The 16,249-nt window shown below is 62.6% G+C and carries 13 protein-coding genes; 3 read left to right on the forward strand and 10 right to left on the reverse strand.

Annotated elements, in window-relative coordinates; genetic code table 11:
- Positions 1–32: 32 nt before the first annotated feature.
- Genes DV532_RS01175 through rfbB form a run of 7 tightly spaced genes read right to left on the reverse strand, consistent with a single transcriptional unit; the run spans position 33 to position 7,097 of the window.
- Entirely contained in the window at positions 33–488 is a 456-nt protein-coding gene (locus tag DV532_RS01175) for a YiiD C-terminal domain-containing protein (RefSeq protein WP_056805942.1), read from the reverse strand.
- Positions 488–1,894: a sigma-54 dependent transcriptional regulator gene (locus DV532_RS01180; protein ID WP_056805939.1), complete on the reverse strand. Its 1,407-nt coding sequence runs from the start codon at positions 1,892–1,894 to the stop codon at positions 488–490. Before DV532_RS01180 ends, DV532_RS01175 begins: the two co-directional genes overlap by 1 nt.
- Complete coding sequence (locus tag DV532_RS01185) at positions 1,891–3,705, reverse strand: ATP-binding protein (RefSeq protein WP_056805936.1); 1,815 nt, start codon at positions 3,703–3,705, stop codon at positions 1,891–1,893. The genes DV532_RS01180 and DV532_RS01185 overlap by 4 nt, the downstream gene beginning before the upstream one ends.
- 38 nt (positions 3,706–3,743) lie before the next feature.
- Positions 3,744–4,604, reverse strand: a complete 861-nt coding sequence (gene rfbD / locus DV532_RS01190) for a dTDP-4-dehydrorhamnose reductase (protein WP_056806205.1) — start codon at positions 4,602–4,604, stop codon at positions 3,744–3,746.
- Positions 4,601–5,146, reverse strand: coding sequence for a dTDP-4-dehydrorhamnose 3,5-epimerase (gene rfbC / locus DV532_RS01195; protein WP_056805934.1), 546 nt, complete (start codon positions 5,144–5,146; stop codon positions 4,601–4,603). The genes rfbD and rfbC overlap by 4 nt, the downstream gene beginning before the upstream one ends.
- Positions 5,143–6,018, reverse strand: coding sequence for a glucose-1-phosphate thymidylyltransferase RfbA (gene rfbA / locus DV532_RS01200; RefSeq protein WP_056805932.1), 876 nt, complete (start codon positions 6,016–6,018; stop codon positions 5,143–5,145). Before rfbA ends, rfbC begins: the two co-directional genes overlap by 4 nt.
- The gene (rfbB, locus tag DV532_RS01205; protein ID WP_056805929.1) at positions 6,015–7,097 is read right to left on the reverse strand and encodes a dTDP-glucose 4,6-dehydratase; all 1,083 of its coding nucleotides are present in this window, start codon (positions 7,095–7,097) and stop codon (positions 6,015–6,017) included. The genes rfbA and rfbB overlap by 4 nt, the downstream gene beginning before the upstream one ends.
- Positions 7,098–7,397: 300 nt before the next feature.
- Here rfbB and aguA point away from each other — a divergent pair, with 300 nt between their 5' ends.
- Positions 7,398–8,504: an agmatine deiminase gene (gene aguA / locus DV532_RS01210; protein ID WP_056805926.1), complete on the forward strand. Its 1,107-nt coding sequence runs from the start codon at positions 7,398–7,400 to the stop codon at positions 8,502–8,504.
- A gap of 185 nt (positions 8,505–8,689) precedes the next feature.
- Positions 8,690–8,887 carry a hypothetical protein gene (locus DV532_RS01215; RefSeq protein WP_056805923.1) on the forward strand — a complete coding sequence of 66 codons (198 nt, stop codon included), beginning with the start codon at positions 8,690–8,692 and terminating at the stop codon, positions 8,885–8,887.
- A gap of 132 nt (positions 8,888–9,019) precedes the next feature.
- Here the strand turns inward: DV532_RS01215 and DV532_RS01225 are convergent, their stop codons facing one another.
- Positions 9,020–11,098: a TonB-dependent siderophore receptor gene (locus tag DV532_RS01225; protein ID WP_056805921.1), complete on the reverse strand. Its 2,079-nt coding sequence runs from the start codon at positions 11,096–11,098 to the stop codon at positions 9,020–9,022.
- Positions 11,099–11,580: 482 nt separating this feature from the next.
- Between DV532_RS01225 and DV532_RS01230 the strand changes: the two genes are divergently transcribed.
- On the forward strand, positions 11,581–12,900 hold the full coding sequence (locus tag DV532_RS01230; RefSeq protein ID WP_056805918.1) for an OprD family porin: 1,320 nt from the start codon (positions 11,581–11,583) through the stop codon (positions 12,898–12,900).
- A 125-nt stretch (positions 12,901–13,025) separates the two neighbouring features.
- Here DV532_RS01230 and DV532_RS01235 read toward each other — a convergent pair whose 3' ends face one another.
- Together DV532_RS01235 and DV532_RS01240 are read right to left on the reverse strand one after the other, a co-directional pair.
- Positions 13,026–14,687: an FMN-binding glutamate synthase family protein gene (locus tag DV532_RS01235; RefSeq protein ID WP_056805915.1), complete on the reverse strand. Its 1,662-nt coding sequence runs from the start codon at positions 14,685–14,687 to the stop codon at positions 13,026–13,028.
- A 193-nt stretch (positions 14,688–14,880) separates the two neighbouring features.
- On the reverse strand, positions 14,881–16,248 hold the full coding sequence (locus tag DV532_RS01240; protein WP_056806202.1) for an ATP-binding protein: 1,368 nt from the start codon (positions 16,246–16,248) through the stop codon (positions 14,881–14,883).
- Position 16,249: the final 1 nt, after the last annotated feature.

The following is a 16,249-nucleotide window of genomic DNA, read 5'->3' on the forward strand; positions in this document are numbered from 1 at the left end:
GGAGCCTGTGGATGTCGAGCAGGGCGGTTGTGCTAGCGGTGCAGGACGTACTGGCCGCTGAATTTCACCGCCGGCTCGGCGCTACCGGCATTGCTCACCGTGGTCTCCAGCGTCAGCCGCGCCCGCCCGCGACGCTGGTACATCGTCACGAAGCGCTCCCAGGTTTTCTCGTCCGGCGCAGCACAGCGCGCCACCGCCGCGCCGGTAACCGGTAGCGGATAACTGATCTGCCCCTCCTGGATGACGATATGCCCGTCATCGATTCCCAACTCGCGCAGGCGCAGGTGCAGCCAGCCCCAACCCACCAGCACCGCCGCGCAGTAAAGGCTGCCACCGAACATGGTGCTCTTGTGGTTGACGTTGGCTGCCAGCGGCAGTTGCAGGCGCAAGGTATGCTGCTGCCAATCGATTACCTCCAGGCCCATTTCGCGGGTCAGGGGAATGTCGCCGTGCAGTACGGATTGCAAGTACTGGCTATCGCTGTTCATCAACGGTTTTCCTCTTGATCGTCATGCCCGCCGCTGCCGCCTTCAAAGCTCAAGCCATGCTTGCGCAGCTTGTCGTGCAGGGTTTTGCGGGGGACACCCAGCGCTTCGGCCAGGCTGCGCATGGAGCTGTGTGGCTGGGCCAGTTCGGCAGCGATCAGTGAGCGTTCAAACTGCTCGACTTGCTCGCTGAGGTTGCCGCTTAGCAGCGGTGCAGAAGGTATTGCCGCAGGTGGCACCTGGCCGTCCAAGGCCAGCTCCAGGCCAAGGGCAAAACGCTCAGCGGCGTTTTGCAGCTCGCGCACGTTACCTGGCCAGCCGTGGCGCAGCAGCATGGCGCGTTGGGCCGGCTGCAAGGTGTGCGGCGGCAGGCCGTGGCGCTGGCTGGCGGCGTCGGCGAAGTGTTGGAACAGCACCAGGATGTCATCGCCGCGCTCGCGCAGCGGCGGAATACGCAGCGGCGCCACATTCAAACGGTAATACAGGTCGGCGCGGAAACGCCCTTGGTCGGCGGACTGGCGCAGGTCCTCCTTGGTCGCAGCAATGATGCGGATATCCAGCGGGATCAGCTGGTTGCCGCCCAGGCGTTCGACCACCCGCTCCTGCAACATGCGCAGCAGCTTCACCTGTACGTCCAGGCTCATGCTCTCGATTTCGTCGAGGAACAGCGTACCGCCGTTGGCAAACTCGAACTTGCCGATGCGGCGCTTTTGCGCGCCAGTGAACGCGCCGGGCTCATGGCCGAACAGTTCGCTTTCGACCACCGACTCGGCCAGCGCGCCGGCGTTGATCGCCACGAACGGCCCATCACGGCGGCTAGACAGGTCGTGCAGGGCGCGGGCCACCACCTCTTTGCCGGCGCCGGTTTCCCCCAAAATCAGCACATCGGCGCGGGTGCCGGCCAAGGCGCCGATCTGCTCGCGCAGGCGCTGCATGGCCGGCGACTGGCCGACCAGGCGGGTGGCCAGTTGATGGCGGTCGCTTAGGGCCAGGCGCAGGCTGCGGTTGTCCAGCACCAGGCGGCGCAGGGCCAGGGCGCGGCGCACGCTGTCGAGCAGGGCGTCTGTAGCAAAGGGTTTTTCCAGGAAGTCATAGGCCCCGGCGCGCATCGCCTGCACCGCCAGCGGTACATCACCGTGGCCGGTGATCAGCAGCACCGGCAGCTCGCTATCGCGACCGTGCAGTTGCTCCAGCAGTTGCAGGCCATCGATGCCGGGCATGCGGATATCGCTGACCACCACCCCAGGCCAGTCGGCCTCGATGCGTTCAGCCAGGCCTTGGGCATCGGCCAGGGCGACCACCTTGAGCCCGGCCAGGTCCAGGGTCTGGCTCAGTGCCTGGCGCAGGTGCGGGTCGTCGTCGACCAGGATCACCTGGGCTTGGCTGTCGATCAGTGTCTCAGTGGTCATGCCGAGGGGTCCTCCGAATTGGGCAAAGTAGCGCCAGGCGCGGCCACACGTAGTTGCAGGGTCAGCAGTGCGCCACCTTCCGGGTGGTTGGCTAGCAGTAGTTCACCGCCCAGGGCGCGCATCAGGCTTTCGCAAATAGCCAAACCCAGGCCCAGGCCCTGGGTGCGGGTCTTGGTGGTGAAGAACGGCTCCTTGGCGTGTTCCAGGGCCTGGCGGCTGAAGCCGGGGCCGTTGTCGCGGATGTACAGGTAGACGCAGTCATCGCGCTGCTCGGCACTTAGCCACAGGCGGCGCGGGTTGGCTTTTTCGGTGAGGGCGTCGAGGGCATTGGCCAGCAGGTTGCCGAGCACCTGGCGCAGACGGGTCTCGCCGGCCTGCACCCACAGGGTGGCTTCCGGCAGGTCGCGGATCAGCTCCACGGCCATCGCCCGGCGGCGCTTGGCCAGCAATGCCAGGGCGTCGTCCAGGGCCGGCTGCAGGGCCACACTCTCGGGGGCGTGGCGGTCGCGGCGGGCGAAAGCGCGCAGATGGGCAATGATCGAGGCCATGCGCCCGGTCAGCTCGCCGATCAGCTTGAGGTTGCCGCGGGCGTCTTCGGTGCGTTGGTGGTCAAGCAGGATCTCGGCGTTTTCCGCGTAGCTGCGGATGGCGGCCAGCGGCTGGTTTAGCTCGTGGCTGATGCTCGCCGACATGGTGCCGAGTACCGACAGTTTTCCTGCCTGCACCAGCTCGTCCTGCGCGCGCACGGCTTCCTGTTGAGCATTCTCGCGCTCCAGCACGGCGCGCTTGAGCATGGTATTCAAGCCTTCGAGGTCGGCGGTGCGCTCGGCCACGCGCTTTTCCAGCTCCTGGCGGCCACGGGCTTCGAAGTCGATACGGTCGATGTAATGGCGGCGCCGCTGCATCACCAGGCCGGCCAACAGCATCAGCACCAGCAGCGTGCCGGCGCCGATGGCCATCACTGTTTGCACGGAGCGGTCGACCAGCGTGCGCGGGGCGAGGATGCTGACCTGCCAGCCGGTTTCCTGGATGTCGCGGGTTTGGGTGATCCAGGCGTCTGGGGTGAGTGCCAGTGGTTGCGGGGCCTGGGTTGGGTAGGGCTGGATGGCAATAATGGCCTGGCGCTCGGCCTCGGTCAGCGCACGGGTGGCGCGGAAGCGCCAGTCGGGCCGCGAGGTCAGGATGACTACGCCATTGTGATCGGTCAGCAATAGCTGCTCGGGGGTACGGCCCCACAGGGTTTCGGTATGGTCGAGGTCGACCTTGACCACCAGTACGCCAACGATCCGCTCGCGGTCACGCACTGCCGCGGCAAAGAAGTAGCCGCGCTTGGCCGATGTGGTGCCTTGGCCGAAGAACCGGCCCAGGCGGCCGGCCATGGCTTCGTTGAAGTAGGGGCGGAAGGCGAAATTACGGCCGACGAAGGTGTCGCGCTTGTCCCAGTTGGAGGCGGCCAGGGTGTTGCCGCTGATGTCCATCAGGTACATCACTTCGGCACCGGTCTGCTGGACGATGTCTTTAAGCAGGCGGTTGGCGTTGGTCACCGCCTCCAGGCGGAACGGGTCGGCCAGCACACCGCGCAGGGCCGGCAGGTCAACCAGGATCTGCGGCAGGGTCTCATAGCGGTGCAGGGTGCCGAGCAAGTTGGCGACGTACAGGTCGAGGGTTTGGCGGTTCTGCGACGCCAGCTCTTGCTGATAGTAGCGTTCGGCCAGGTGATGCAGGGGCCACAGTAACGGGGCCAGGCACAGCGCCAACAGGGCCAGGCTGCGCCAGCGGGGACGGCGTGGGGGCGTGGGTTTTGCAATCATCACGTAAATGCGCCAGAAAAGTCTGACGCAATTATGCGCTACTTAAGGCAGTCGATCAGCGCTTGCTGCCAGTGTGGCAGGCTGACGTGCCATTCCCGCACCAGGCGAGAGCAGTCCAGGCGCGAGTTGAGGGGGCGGCGCGCCGGGGTGGGGTAATCGCTGGACGGGATCGGTAGCAGTTCAGCGCAAGGCAGGCCCTGGGCCTTGAGCTGCTCGGCGATGGCCTGGGCGAAGCCGAACCAGGAGGTTTCACCTTGCGCCGTCAGGTGATAGGTGCCCCAGGCGCCGGCCTGACCGGCCTGCCAGCGCTCGATCAGGCCGCGCGTGCAGGTGGCAAGGGTGCCGGCCCAGGTTGGGGCGCCGACCTGGTCGTTCACCACGCGTAATTGGGGTTTTTCCTGCAGCAGGCGCTGCATGGTCAGCAGAAAGTTGCGCCCGTACTGCGAATAGACCCAGCTGGTGCGCAGGATCAGGTGTTTTTCCGCAACAGCGGCGATCGCCTGTTCCCCCGCCAGCTTGCTTTGGCCATAGACGCCCAACGGGTTGGGTGAATCATCTTCGGTATAGGGTGTTGCCTTGTCCCCCGCGAACACATAATCGGTGGAAAAGTGCATCAATGGTGCGTCGAGCCTTGCTGCTTCTTCGGCGAGCACGCGCGGGCTGTGGGCGTTGATGGCAAACGCCTGCTGCGGCTCCTGCTCTGCCTGGTCCACGGCGGTGTAGGCGGCAGCGTTGATGATCAGGTCAGGGGCCAGCCGGCGCAAAGGCGCGCGGAGTGCTTCGGGATCGGCCAGGTCCAGTTGCTCCCGGCCCAGTACATGCAGTTCGCCAAGGCCTGCCAAGTGCATCTGCAAGGCCTGAGCGACCTGGCCATTGCGGCCACAAACGAGAATCCTCATGGCAGCCATTGCGCCTCGCTGAAGGGCACGCCGACCTTGTCTTTTTCGGACAGCAGCGGTGGCGCATCCAGCTGCCAGTCGATGGCCAGTTGTGGGTCATCCCAACGGATGCAGCGGTCTGCACGCGGGTTGTAGTAGTCGGTTGTCTTGTACAAAAACTCGGCCGACTCGCTCACCACGGCAAACCCGTGCGCAAACCCAGGGGGAATCCACAGCTGGCGATGGTTGTCAGCCGACAGGTGTACCGCGACCCACTGGCCAAACGTGGGGGAGCTTTCTCGCACATCCACGGCAATGTCGCGGATCTCGCCTTGCACCACGCGCACCAGCTTGCCTTGGGTGTTTTCCACTTGGTAGTGCAGCCCGCGCAGCACGCCCTTGACGGAGCGTGAGTGGTTGTCCTGGACAAAGTCGGTGGTAACGCCGGTCTGCCGTGCAAAATCGCGGGCATTGAACGCTTCGAAAAAAAAGCCACGGCTGTCACCGAACACCTTGGGTTCGATGATCAGTACGTCGGGGATGGCGGTGGGGATGATATTCATGCAGGTTCGTTGGCCAGTTTGCTCAAGTACTGACCATAACCGGTCTTCTTCAGTTTTTCTGCCTTGGCCAGCAACTGGTCACGGGTGATCCAGCCTTTGTTGAAGGCGATCTCCTCCAGGCACGCCACTTTCAGGCCCTGGCGGTTTTCCACGGTTTGCACATACTGCGAGGCATCCAGCAGGCTCTCGTGGGTGCCGGTGTCGAGCCAGGCGAAGCCACGCCCGAAGCGCTCCACACGCAGGTCGCCGCGCTTGAGGTAGGCATTGGTCACATCGGTGATTTCCAGCTCGCCGCGGGGCGACGGGCGAATACCCTTGGCAATTTCGATCACGTCGTTGTCGTAGAAGTACAGCCCGGTAACCGCATAGTTGGACTTCGGTTGCAGGGGCTTTTCCTCGATGGAAAGGGCGTTGCCCCGCTCATCGAACTCGACCACGCCGAAGCGCTCCGGGTCCTTGACCCAGTAGCCGAAAACAGTCGCCCCGCTTGGGTGGTTGACTGCGCGCTGCAACTGCTCGGTGAAGCTCTGGCCGTGGAAGATGTTGTCGCCAAGAATCAGGCAGACCGAGTCGTCACCTATGAAGTCCTCGCCAATCAGGAACGCCTGGGCCAGGCCGTCTGGCGATGGCTGCTCGGCATACGTGATGCGGATACCGAACTGGCTACCGTCGCCGAACAGCTGGCGATACTGAGGCAGGTCCTGTGGGGTGGAAATCAACAAGATGTCCCGGATATCGGCGAGCATCAGCACCGAGATCGGGTAATAGATCATGGGTTTGTCGTAGATCGGCAGCAGTTGCTTGGACACGCCAAGCGTAATGGGGTGCAGCCGGGTGCCGGAGCCTCCGGCGAGGACGATTCCCTTGGTCATGCAATGCGCTCCTTGAGGTCGTTGTGGCCCAGGCGTTCACCCTGGTAGGTGCCGTCCTGGACGTGGCGGCACCACTCGAGGTTGTCGAGGTACCACTGCACGGTCTTGCGCAGGCCGCTGGCGAAGGTTTCTTGAGGGACCCAACCCAGTTCCCGCTCGATTTTGCTGGCATCGATGGCATAACGCAGGTCGTGGCCGGGGCGGTCCTGAACATAGGTGATCAGCGCCGCGTAATTGGCCACGCCAGCCGGGTGTTGTGGCGCCAGCTCTTCAAGCAGTGCACAGATTGCATGCACCACGTCGAGGTTCTTCTGTTCGTTGTGGCCGCCGATATTGTAGGTCTCACCCACCTGGCCACGGCTCACCACTTCGAGTAGCGCCCGGGCATGGTCCTCGACGAACAGCCAGTCGCGCACCTGCTGGCCATTGCCGTAGACCGGCAGCGGTTTGCCAGCCAAGGCATTGAGGATCATTAACGGGATCAGCTTCTCGGGGAAGTGATAAGGGCCATAGTTGTTCGAGCAGTTGGTGATCAGCACCGGCAGCCCGTAGGTGCGGTGCCAGGCGCGCACCAGGTGGTCCGAGGCCGCCTTGCTGGCCGAATAGGGCGAGCTTGGCGCATAGGGCGTGGTCTCGTGGAACAGGTCATCGGCACCGTGCAGGTCACCATACACTTCGTCGGTGGAAATATGGTGAAAGCGGAAGGCTGCGCGCTGGTCGGCAGGCAGGCGGCTCCACCACGCGCGGGTGGCTTCCAGCAGGGCATAGGTGCCGACGATGTTGGTCTGGATGAACGCCGCCGGGCCGTCGATCGAGCGGTCCACGTGTGACTCGGCCGCCAGGTGCATGATCGCCTGAGGCTGAAAGCGTTCGAGCACCGCGCTGACGGTGGCCGAGTCGGCAATGTCGGCCTGGACGAATTCGTAGCGGGCGTTGCTGGCGATACTGTGCAGCGACTCGAGGTTGCCGGCGTAGGTCAGCTTGTCGAGGTTCAATACTTCGTGCCCGGTGTTGTCGAGCAGGTGACGGACCAGCGCCGAGCCAATGAAACCGGCGCCGCCTGTGACAAGTATGCGCATTATCGAGACGCCTCTGAAAAATCCAAGTTCTGTTCCCTGCAGCCTAGCCTGTCGTCATGGGTGATGGCAGACAAATATCACCGCATCGCGGCAAAGCGTGCGTCGTATATCGATTCTTATCTGATTAGATTGGCTATGTTTGTCTGGTCGCCTGTTAAATTGGTTGTTAATGCGGATATATATCGGTTATAAAATTCGCACCTTGAGGGCATTGCCCCTCACGAACTGTCATATCTGCTTGTTATCCAATTGACCAACGCCCCAGCGCACCTCGGCTCAGGGCTTTCACAGAGGTTAACCATGAAAACCCTCAATTCTACCCCTCGTGCCGATGGTTTCCACATGCCCGCCGAATGGGCCCCGCAAACCCAGGTGTGGATGGTGTGGCCGGAGCGCCCAGACAACTGGCGCCTGGGCGGCAAGCCGGCACAGGCAGCCCACGTGACTTTGGCCAAGGCCATTGCCCGCTTCGAACCGGTCACGGTCGCGGTGTCCGCCGGCCAGTACGAAAATGCTCGTCGCCAACTCGACCAGCCGAACATCCGCGTGGTCGAGATTAGCAACGACGACGCCTGGGTGCGTGACACCGGCCCGACCTTCGTCATCAACGACCAGGGCGAAGTGCGCGGCGTGGATTGGGGCTTCAATGCCTGGGGCGGCTTCGATGGCGGCCTTTATGCACCGTGGAACCGTGACGAGGAACTGGCGGCCAAGGTCCTCGAAATGGAACGCTGCCAGCGCTACCACACTGAGGGTTTCGTGCTCGAAGGCGGCTCGATCCATGTGGACGGCGAAGGCACCGTGATCACCACCGAAGAATGCCTGCTCAACCGTAACCGCAACCCGCACCTGAGCCGCGAGCAGATCGAAGCGGTGCTGCGCGACCAGCTGGCGGTGGATACCGTGGTCTGGCTGCCGGATGGCCTGTACAACGACGAGACCGATGGCCATGTCGACAACTTCTGCTGTTACGTGCGCCCGGGCGAAGTGTTACTGGCCTGGACCGATGATTCCAACGACCCCAACTATGCACGCTGCCACGCTGCCATGGAGGTGTTGAAGCACACCCGCGATGCCAAGGGCCGTGAGTTCATCGTGCACAAAATGCCGATCCCGGGCCCGTTGTTTGCCACTGCCGAAGAGTGTGGCGGCGTCGACCAGGTGGCCGGCAGCCAGGAGCGTGACCCTTCGGTGCGCCTGGCCGGCTCGTACGTGAACTTCCTGATCGTCAACGGCGGCATCATTGCACCAAGCTTCGACGACCCAGCAGATGCTGAGGCCAGAGCGATTCTGGCGAAGATCTTCCCCGACCACGAGGTGGTGATGATCCCTGGCCGTGAGCTGTTGTTGGGCGGTGGCAACATCCACTGCCTTACCCAGCAGCAGCCGGCGCCGGTCAAGCGCTGAGATCGCCGTAAATGAAGAGGCCCGTCCAGTGACGGGCCTTTTTTTTCGGGCGCCATCCGGAGGGCCGTCCTGGCATATGTTTTGTATTGTTTTTCAATTAGATAGCTCGGCCTGGCCGCACTATCGGATCTGTAACAATACTTACGTAAGTTAGCCGCTCACGGGGCCAGGGAGTACGTGTAGAAATGAATGCAGCAAGTGAGTCGGCTTTGCGCCCATCGGCAGTGAACCACCAATCGCTCAAGCTTGTGGCGAAGTGGTTGAAACACCATGGAAGCATCAAGGTCAGGACGACCGACCCACTACGTTTGCTTGCCGGACGGTACCCCCAAGGGCTGATCAGCGAAGCAGAAATGCAGGCGCTGATGGCGGTGTGGCACTGATTGATCGCTTCAACCTGTGCCGGCCCCTTCGCGGGTAAACCCGCTCCCACAAGTGCTCTACCGCCTTTGAGACATGTGGTGCTCGTGTAGGCGCGGGGTCACCCGCGGAAGGGCCGGCACACGCGATAAAGATCAGAAGCTGTAACTGCCAGTCACCACTAGGCTGCGCGGGTCACCCACTTGGATCTGCGCCGCACTGGTCGCCGAGCTGTAGTAAGTCTTGTCGGCAATGTTGCTCAACGCCGCCCGCACATCCCAGTCATGCGTGCGGTACCCCGCCAACGCGTCCCAGCGGCCATACCCCGGCAACACAGTGGTGTTCTGGTTGTCTGCGTAACGGTCGCCGACCAGCGTCAAGCCGGTTTCTGCATACCAGCCCAGTTGTGGTTTCCAGGTTACGAACAAACTGCCGTTACGTTTGGCCACGTCATTGATGCGGTTGCCTTCCTGGCCGTTGTTGTCCTTGACGATAGTCGCGTCCTGCAAGCCGATGCCGCCGCGTACATACCAATTGCCGACGATGTTGCCGGTGGCGGTCAGTTCGATGCCGCGCGAACGCTGCAAGCCGCTGAGCAAGGTGATTTCCGGGTTGTTCGGGTCGCGGGTGCGGCGGTTGTACAGCTCCAGCTCGTAGATGGCCAAGGTAGTGGTCAAGCGCTGGTCGAGCCAGTCGCTCTTCACCCCGATTTCTTTCTGCCGGGTCTCTTCGGGCTTGGTGTCGTTGGTGTTACCTGGCGCACCCGGGGTGATGCCGATCAGGCCGCCACCTACCGGTGAGAAGGTTTTGCTCCACGAGGCGTAGAACGAATGGTCACGCCACGGTGTGTAGACCAGACCCAAGCGTGGGCTGGTGCTGGTGCTGTCCTGTTGTTCGCTTAGGCCATCCTTGTTGGTGGTTTCCACGTCGAACTGGTCGAAGCGCACGCCGGCGAGCACCTGCCATTGATCGTTAAGGCGAATTTGGTCTTGCAGGTACAGGCCGCGGCTGTCGACCACCGTGTGGTTGTTACTCGACAGCACCAGGTTGCCAGTGTGCTGCTGGTGGCGCCCTGGTTCGCCCCAGCCGGGCAGCTTCTGTTCGCCAGCGTTGTACAGCACCGGGTCACGCTTCTGGTTGCCGAACTCCAGGCCCAGCAGCAACTTGTGCTCCAGGCCCAGGGTGTCGAAATCGCCCTCGGCCTCCAGGTTGTTGAACAGGTTGCGGGTGTTCAGGTCTTGTTGCCAGCGTTGCCGGGTCAAGGTGTTGGTGCCGGCGTTGTAGCCGGTGACGTAGGTGTTGTCGAATTCGCTGTCGAGCTTGAACAGGCCCAAGGTATGGCGCAGCTGCCAGGTTTCGTTCAGTTGGTAGTTCAGGCGCGAGCGCAGCGACTGCGCGCGGTCGTCGATGTAGTCGCGCTGGGTGTCCCCGTAGGTGGTGCTGCGGCTGACGTCGGCCGGACGACCGTTGACCCCAGGGATGCCACGGTCGGGGGTGCGGTTGTAGCGGCTATATTCGTATTGCACCAGCCAGTTCAGCTCGGGTGTGAGCTGCCAGCTCATGGACGGGGCGAATAGCTGGCGGCTGCCGTCGATGCCATCGCGGAAGCTGTTGTTGTCCTCGTTGCCCATGTTCAGGCGCAGGCTGACGGTGTCGCTGGGGTCGGCGCTAAGGTCGGCATACAGGCTACGCAGGTCTTCGCTGCCGGCCTGCGCCTCGAGGGTGGAGCGGCGGCCTGGCTCGGCTGCCTTGCTGACCCGGTTGACGATGCCGCCCTGGCTGCCGCGGCCGTACAGCACCGCCGCTGGCCCCTTGAGTACTTCGACCCGCTCGATGTTATGCAGGTCGCGGATGTACTGGCTGTCGTCGCGAACACCGTCCAAGTAGAAATCGTTACTGGCGTCGAAGCCGCGGATACGCACGCTGTCGAAGCGCGTGTCGGCGCCGCTGCTGACGTTGGGGATCCCTTCCAGCGCCTTGCCCAGGGTGTTGCTGCCGTAATCCAGCACATTGGCGGTCTTCACCGTGTCGATGGCCTGGGGCACATAACGCAGCGGTGTCGAGGTGCGGGTGGCGGTACTGACTTCCTTGACTTGTGGGTTGTCCTGCTCGCGGTCGCTGTCGGCGGTGACCGAGAGTTCCGGCAGGGTGGTGGTGGCGGCACTGGCCAGGCCGGCGCTGAACAGCAGCGACAAGCCTAGCGTGAGGGGTGAAAAGCGGCAGGGGGCAAGCATGGGCGCATCCGGGCAAGCAAGTGAAAAATAAGTGCGGATGGTAATGCTTGCTATTTGCTTTTGCTTGCGTATTTGTAAGTGCTTGTCTTTACATATGTTTCTGTTTGTAACGCAGGCAGATACGATGCGGGTTGTTCGCGGGGCCGCGCTAAGAAGCTGTCCGCTCGATCAAAGGGGCTTTTCTTACGCGAGATAAATTGCCCGCTGATAGCGCCTACAGGCATGAAAATGTACTGGAGCCGCCAGTAATTTTGGTTATATCAACCTGCATTTCACGATTTTTTGACATTTGTAATCGCGCGCGGCTAGGATTCGGCCAACGCCTGCTGGCCATTACCGTGGCCATGCTGCTGCCAAAGGCCGCCGGGTACTTACCGGCCGGGCCTTCCAGTCTGGATCCGCATAGCGTCGAACCTACGAAGGGGCGTGGTTCCTGGCGTCATATTGCAGAGCGTTTTTGATTAGGAAATAAGGAAAACAACATGTTGAAAACCAGGATCAGCCTGGTCGCCTTGGCGATGATCGCCGCGACCCAGGCACAGGCCAATGACCAGGCCGACAGCAAGGGCTTCATCGAGGACAGCCACGCTAACGTCCTTCTGCGCAACGCCTACATCAATCGTGACAAAAAGCACGGCACCGACGACCAGATCGAATGGGGCCAAGGCGTCATCGCCAACTTCTCCTCCGGTTTCACCCAAGGCACCGTCGGTGTCGGCGTCGACGCATTCGGCCTGTACGCCGTGCGTCTGGACGGCGGCAAGGGCCACAATGGTGGTGCCGGTGTCGACTTCTTCAAGCCTTCGGACTTCAAGGACGAGAACGGCAACGCCAATTCGCCGCACAACCTGGCCCGTGGTGGCGCTGCGGTGAAGTTCCGCATCTCCAACACCGTGCTCAAGTACGGCGACCAGATGCCAGCACTGCCTGTGCTGCAATACGACGACGCGCGTCTGCTGCCAGAAAGCTTCACCGGTACCTTGATCACCTCCAAAGAGATCCAGGGCCTGGAACTGAACGCCGGCCGCTTCACCCAGGAAGCGCGCAAAAGCGCCGAGCGCCGTGACGGTGGTGGCCTGAAGTCGATCAACGTCCTCGGTGGTAGCTACAAGTTCACCGACGACTTCACCGCTTCGCTGTACACCTCCGACAACGAAGACGTGATGAAGAAGCACTACCTGGGGCTGAACTACGTCTTCCCGATTGCCAACGACCAGTCCCTGACCCTGGACTTCAACGGCTACAAGTCGGACATCAACAACAAGTTCGTCAAGGCCGCCGGCCTGAACGGCGACTCCAACACCATCTGGAGCCTGGCTGCCACCTACGCGTACGGTGCACACTCGTTCACCCTCGCCCACCAGCGCAGCACTGGCAGCACCGGCTACAACTACGGCTGGTACCAGAACGAAGGTGGCGTGGGTGACGGTGGTTCGACCATCTACCTGGCCAACTCGTACTGGTCCGACTTCAACGCCGAAGACGAGCGTTCCTGGCAGCTGGGCTATGGCCTGGACTTCGGCGCCTACGGCATGCCGGGCCTGACCTACAAGCTGGCTTACGTGGTAGGTGACAACATCAACACCCGCAACGTCGCCAACCCACAGGGCTTCGGCGAAGGTAAAGAGCGCGAAATCTTCAACCAGATCCGTTACGTGGTGCAGGACGGCCCGGCCAAGGACCTGTCGATCAAGCTGCGTAGCTCGTTCGTGCGTACCAACAACGCCGTGCAGCAGAACGGCTACAACGACGACGGCAACGAAGTCCGCGTATTCGTCGAGTACCCGATCAGCATCTTCTGATTCTGATCTGATGGCCTAGGGGCTGCTTTGCAGCCCATCGCGACACATGGCCGCTCCTACAGGTACTACGCAGGCTTCAGGCCTTGTGATGTACCTGTGGGAGCTGGCTTGCCGGCGATGAGGCCCTATGCAGGTTCCACTTCTTTCCGGGGTACTGCCACCTTCTGCGGCGCTGCCTCCGTCTCCGGCGCAAAACTGTCGCTACGCGCCATCCGCCACATCCGCGCATAAAACTCGCTTTCAATCGAGCCACTGAGCAACTCGCCCGGCTTGAGGAACGTGTGCAGGTCCGAGAACAGCCCGATTTCGCTTGGGCTGATACGCCGCGCCAGGTGCTTGGGCTTGAGCTCCGAGGGGTGTTCCAGGCCCGCTGCGGCGAGCATTTCGGCCAGTGTATGCAGCGTATTGCGGTGGAAGCTGGCCACCCGCTCGGCCTTGTCCGGCACCACCAAGGCGCGCTGGCGCAGTGGGTCTTGCGTGGCTACGCCGGTCGGGCATTTGTTGGTGTGGCAACTTTGTGACTGGATGCAGCCAATGGCGAACATGAAGCCGCGCGCGGAGTTGACCCAGTCAGCCCCGATGGCCAGCACGCTGGCGATGTCGAATGCACTGACGATCTTGCCCGCCGCGCCAATGCGAATGCTGGCGCGCAGGTTCAGGCCGACCAGCGTGTTGTGCACGAACATCAGGCCTTCACGCATCGGCACGCCCATGTTGTCGCTGAACTCTCGCGGCGCCGCACCGGTGCCGCCTTCCTTGCCGTCGACAACGATGAAGTCGGGGGTAATGCCGGTGGCCAGCATGGCTTTGGCAATGCCCATGAACTCCCACGGGTGGCCCAGGCAGAACTTGAAGCCAACCGGCTTGCCGCCCGACAGCTCGCGCAGGCTGGCCACAAATTGCAGCAGCTCGACCGGCGTGCGGAAGGCGCTATGCGCTGCCGGGGAGATGCAATCCTCGCCCACGCGCACGCCACGGGTCTGGGCAATTTCGCGGCTGACCTTGTGCCCCGGCAGGATGCCCCCGTGCCCCGGCTTGGCGCCCTGGCTGAGCTTGATCTCGATCATCTTCACCTGCGGCGAACGGGCTTGCTCGGCGAAGCGCTGCGGGTCGAAGCGGCCGTCCTCGGTGCGGCAGCCGAAGTAGCCACTGCCGATTTCCCAAATCAGGTCACCGCCATGTTCGCGGTGGTACGGGCTGATGCTGCCTTCACCGGTGTCATGGGCAAACCGGCCCATGCGTGCACCACGGTTGAGCGCCGCGATGGCGTTGGCGCTGAGGGCACCGAAGCTCATGGCTGAAATATTGAAAATCGAGGCCGAGTAGGGCTGGCGGCACTGTGGCCCGCCGATGGCGATGCGGAACGAAGCAGGGTCTGGCGTGGCCACCGGCAACATGGAATGGCTGATGAACTCGAAGCCCGGCTTGTAGGCATCGTTCAGGGTGCCAAAGGCCTTCTCGGCACTTTCGTTCTTGGCGCGGGCATAAACCAGCGAGCGCTGCGAGCGAGAGAACGGCAGCTTGTCGTCGTCGCCCTCGATTAGGTACTGGCGAATTTCCGGGCGGATGGTTTCGATCAGGTAGCGGATATTGCCCAGGATCGGGTAGTTGCGGCGCACCGCATGGTGGCTTTGGCGCAGGTCGTTGAGGCCGACCAGGCTGAGCAGTGCGGTGATAAGCGTTATTGGCCACAGCCAGGTATGTAGGGGCAGCAGCGGCAGGCTGGCGAAAGTGAACAGCATGCACAGGGCGAGGCAGGCGTAGCGGCTGGGTAGAGAGTGTTTCATGGGTCCATCGCAGGCAGGATGACCGGGCATAGGATAGGCAAAGGCGGGCAGGGGAAAACCTGGGTAATCGGTAAAAGACTGTTACCTGAATGTGGGGTGCAAGGCCGCTCACTTAGAAATGCACATAACGGATCGACTTGGCAGAGCCTCTGTGGGAGCGGGCGTCTCGTAGGCGATATCCCTCGAAAAATCGTTAGCGTGGTAGCAACACACTGACCCGCAAGCCACCGCCCTCACGGTTCGACAGCATCAACTCGCCGCCATGGCTGGTAGCGATCCGCTGGGCAATGCTCAACCCCAACCCATACCCCCCGGACGCCTGGTTACGCGACCCTTCACCGCGCACGAACGGGTCGATAATGGTCGCCAGCAAGCTCGGCGCAATGCCCGGCCCGCGGTCGTCGATATGGATCGACACCCCCGTGGTCGCCCGTTCCAGCGTGACCGAAACGTCCTTGGCATAGCGCAACGCATTGACCAACAGGTTCTGCAAGCAGCGCTGCAGCAGCAGGGCATCGACCTGTAGGCTGCCCGCCTGGCCGTGTACCGGCAGCGGTTCATCGGCGCCGGCCAGGTCCGCGCACTGGCGGGCTACCAGCCGGTCCAGGTCCACCTGCTGCAAATTCTGCTGTTCGCCCGCACGCAGGTAATCGAGCACCTGGCCGATCATGTCGTCCATCTGCGTGATGTTCTGCCGCAGGCGCTGGCGATGTTCGTCGTCCGGCAGGCGCTCCAGGCGCAGGCGCATGCGGGTCAGCGGGGTGCGCAAGTCGTGAGACACGGCGGCCAGGAAGTAAGCCTTGTCGTTGACCATCGCAATCAGCCGCTGCTGCATGGCGTTGAAGGCCTGGGCGGCCTGGCGTACTTCCTCCGGCCCATCCAGCGCCAGCGGCGGTTGCTCGAGGTTGCTGCCCAAGCCGCGCGCGGCATCGGCCAGGCGGCGCAACGGGCGCAGGCATAGGCGCACGGCAATCAGGCACACCAGCAATACCGCGACGATGCGCAGTGCGTACACCCGCAACAGGTAATCACTGATCAGCACCCAGGCAGATTCACCGCTCCAGCCTTGCAGTTCCTGGCCTTCGATGGTCAGCCAGTGTCCATCTGCCAATGGCACTGCGAACTTGAGATGCGCCTGGGCTGTGCGCAGGCCAAACAGGCTACGCCAGACGATCGGTTGGCCCTGTTCATCGGTCAGCTGCACCTTCATCAGGCGCACGTCCTGGGCATGCCCCAGCTCGTACTTGAGGGCCTGCTGCAACAACAACTCGACACGCCTACGCCCACGGCGCTCATCATCCTCCTGCGTGGCTGGGGTTTCGCTGCACCGTAGTTGGTAGTGCGCAGGCGCCTGCGGTGCGTCGGCAGAGCAGTTGGCGCTGGCAATCAGCGGTGCGCTGCGCGCTGCGACCAGCCGGACCGGTGCTTCGAGTACCTGGGCAAAGCGCACATCGAACCAGATGCTGCTCGACATCAGTTGGATCACCAGCGTGCCGCTGACCATGATCAGCAGCAGCTGGCCGAACAAGGTGCGCGGCCACAGCCGGCGAAGCCAGCGCATG

The sequence above is a fragment of the Pseudomonas sp. Leaf58 genome (assembly GCF_003627215.1).
GTDB lineage: Bacteria > Pseudomonadota > Gammaproteobacteria > Pseudomonadales > Pseudomonadaceae > Aquipseudomonas.